Annotated in this window: 1 protein-coding gene and 1 pseudogene; both read left to right on the top strand. The window is 67.6% G+C overall.

All coding sequences use genetic code 11. The features are described 5' to 3' along the window. Positions 1–254 precede the first annotated feature (254 nt). Positions 255–695 carry a DUF6507 family protein gene (locus ABD346_RS35235; RefSeq protein ID WP_344380396.1) on the top strand — a complete coding sequence of 147 codons (441 nt, stop codon included), beginning with the start codon at positions 255–257 and terminating at the stop codon, positions 693–695. Further along, positions 692–1865: pseudogene (locus tag ABD346_RS35230) on the top strand (hypothetical protein); the annotation flags it as partial. The gene ABD346_RS35235 and the pseudogene ABD346_RS35230, both read left to right, overlap by 4 nt.

Genomic DNA, 1865 nt, shown 5'->3' with positions numbered 1-1865 from the left:
TGCGCTGGAACAAGGCCGCCAACGAGGTCCGCGAGATCATCCGCCTCGTCCGAGGCACCCTGGAACTCAACGACGGCACCGCCCAGTCCACCCTCTCCAAGGCCAAGGCCGCCGTCGACGCCATCGGCTGAGACGGCACGGGCGGCGTACTGGCGGTTGTGTGCTGGCAAGCCTGCGGGCTTGTGCGGGTTGCGGGTTGCGGGTTGCGGGTTGCGGGTTGCGGGTTGCGGGTTGATTGACGGGGGTGTGGTGCGGTGACGAGTTGGGACATCAAGCCGGCCGGGGTTTCGGGCGTATTGAAGAAGACGGCCACCGCGGCCGAGGCCATGTCGAAGGCCGGAACAGCGATGCAGGAAAGCCTGAAATCGGCCGCCTCGTCGGCGGGCACGATCTCCGGCCCGTACTGCGGCACGGAAGCCCCGATGGGCCCCGTCGGCGGCGCACTCGGCGAATTCATGCAGCACAAGGCGCAGGAGCTGGGCTACATCGCGGTGCGCACCGAGCATTCGCTGAACGGTGCGTACGACGCGACGACCGAGTATGCCAAGGGTGACCTCGACATGGCCGCGAACAAGCAGAAGCAGGCCATCAAGGAACCCGTCATCAACGACAAGGGCCAGGAACTCGGGGCGGACGGCAAGCCCATCGAAAAGCCGGGAGACAAGCCGGGCGACAACGCGGGGGCGGGCAAGTGAGCGACAAGGATGTCATCGAGCCTGGCGGTATCCCGATGTTCACGGGAAACCTGGAGCAGCTCACCAAGGATGCGGCGGCGCTGACGAAGCAGGCCGGTGAGTTCCGTGACGGCGGGTCCAATGTCCACAAGGAGTTCCAGGGCCTGTCGGCCTGCTACCAGGCCCCCGAGGCCGACCAGTTGTTCGCCACCACCCTCCCGGTGAAGACGAAGGCGGACGATTTCGCGGACGGGCTGGAGAAGGCTGCCGCGGCCCTGACCGAGTACGAGGGCACAGTGCGGCCGCTGGTCGCGAAGTTGCAGAGTCTGCGGACGGAGGCCTTCGCGTTCACCGACAGCATCGAGGGTGACGACCACTGGCGGCGCGACCAGAAGAAGGTCGACCACAACAATCGCCTGATCAGTGACGTCGGGGCGACCGTCGGCGCGTTCACGGATGCCGAGCGGGCCTGCCACGACAAGATCACCGCGCTGGTGGGCGGCAGCAAGCTGACGGTGGACGACGGCAGCCACAAGCCGGGTATGTACGGGTACTCGGTGGATGCGCTCCAGCATGCCGAGGAGACCCCGTGGGGCGGGCACGCCGAGCGCGAGTACACCGGCCTGGCCTGGGCGTGGCACCAGGTGAAGAGCTTCGTGTGGGACGGGTTCATCGTCGACGGCATCTGGGGCACCGTCAAAGGCCTCGGAACCCTCGTCGGCACCGACGGCTGGGACAAGGCCGGCCAGGCCTGGACCGGCCTCGCCAAACTCGCCACCGGCCTCGCGATCTCCTCCACCCCTTTCGCCGCCGCGTTCTGGATGACGCCCGACAAGGACATGCCGAGCTGGCTGCGTGATTCGCGTACGGCGATGAAGGAGACCGGCAAGGCACTCGTCGCGTGGGACGAGTGGGGCAAGAACCCGGCCCGCGCCGCCGGCGGTGTCACCTTCAACGTCCTGACCACCGTCTTCACGGGCGGCGGCGGAAGCGCGGCCAAGGGCGGCGCCGTCGCCAAGGTCCTCTCCGTCACCGGCAAGGTCGCCAAGGTCGTCGACCCCATGACCTACGTCGCCAAGGCCGGCAAGTTCGGCGTCATCAAGGTCGGCGACCTCTTCGGCAGCCTCAAGAACGTCACCTCCGGCGCGTACACAGATGTGCTGGCGGGCGGGGGCCGGTTCAACGTCGACG

The organism is Streptomyces mauvecolor, assembly GCF_039532965.1.
GTDB classification, from domain to species: Bacteria; Actinomycetota; Actinomycetes; order Streptomycetales; family Streptomycetaceae; genus Streptomyces; species Streptomyces violascens.
Note: the sequence above shows the minus strand (reverse complement) of the source record. Positions and strands in the feature narration are given on the sequence as shown.